The sequence below is a fragment of the Pseudomonas sp. 05T35 genome, assembly GCF_056396605.1.
Window position 1 is genome coordinate 1 of record NZ_JBFTLU010000957.1, and the last position, 477, is coordinate 477.

The following is a 477-nucleotide window of genomic DNA, read 5'->3' on the forward strand; positions in this document are numbered from 1 at the left end:
AGGCCATTCACTGCGACCGGCAAACGTTCGGCGCAGGGTTTCAATTTCTTCACGCAGGTTTTGATCAAGGTAATAGGACATGGCTCGGCTCAGAACAGGACAAGCCAACAGACAAATGTCGGCCTTATCCCCTTCTGTGCAACGAAGCAGGGAAATCTTGCAGATCGATGACTGGTTTACCTGGAAGTGAATACTTGAGAATGAACGCGGAGCCCGATTGCCGGGCTCCGTCAAAGCGGGCTCAGTGCCCGAACACACCGACCTTCTTGGCCTTCTTGTCAGCGCGTTTTTCAACGGCTGTCTTGGTCGGTTTCTTTTTCGCCGCTTTCTTCGAATCCATGCCTTTGCTCATGATGCACGCTCCACCAACTGGGAATATGAGATCAGGTATACACCTATCTCGCAGCGTTGGTTCTTTTATAATAGGCGCATTTTTCGCAGTGACCCCCTCGCACATGCCCAACACCCAATACACCC

Annotated in this window: 1 protein-coding gene; it reads right to left on the reverse strand. The window is 51.8% G+C overall.

Going from position 1 to position 477, the window contains the following annotated elements; genetic code table 11:
* Window positions 1-241: 241 nt before the first annotated feature.
* Window positions 242-477, reverse strand: a 236-nt coding sequence (locus AC1DH9_RS30900) for a hypothetical protein (protein WP_477809554.1), incomplete at its 5' end; no start/stop codon positions are given.